1 protein-coding gene is annotated in these 385 nt (G+C 59.0%); it reads right to left on the bottom strand.

The genetic code is table 11. The features are described from left to right. Positions 1 to 26 precede the first annotated feature (26 nt). On the bottom strand, positions 27 to 385 hold a 359-nt coding region (locus EOA24_RS41155), incomplete at its 5' end, for a DUF1173 family protein (RefSeq protein ID WP_127410981.1).

Below are 385 nucleotides of genomic sequence, written 5' to 3' on the forward strand. Positions count from 1 at the left end.
CCTGTCGCGGCCGCTTAAGGCGGCCGCTACAGTTGTAGTGACGGCATCTCGGCGTCACTCACGCGCCAGATCCACGAACCGATTTGCGGGCGCGCCTCGATCATGTCGTTCAGCATCAGCTCAAATTTGTTGTCGACTCCAGCCGGCACGATGTAGAGCGCAATCGACTGACCGAGGCGCTGTATCATCGCGTTGGCGATCGGCTGCTCCGCCGGCAGGTTATATCGCAATCCCTTGATGCTCTTGTCCCTCATCCTTGCGAGGACGTCGACCAGCTTCCGTTCGTGAACGGAGTCGTACGGTATCCAGTTCTCATTCACGACCATCACTGCGATCTCCTCGATCACCGCAAGCCCCGCCGCATTGACCCCAAACGTGGCAATAG

Origin of the sequence: Mesorhizobium sp. M2A.F.Ca.ET.039.01.1.1, assembly GCF_003998035.1 — a bacterium.
GTDB lineage: Bacteria > Pseudomonadota > Alphaproteobacteria > Rhizobiales > Rhizobiaceae > Mesorhizobium.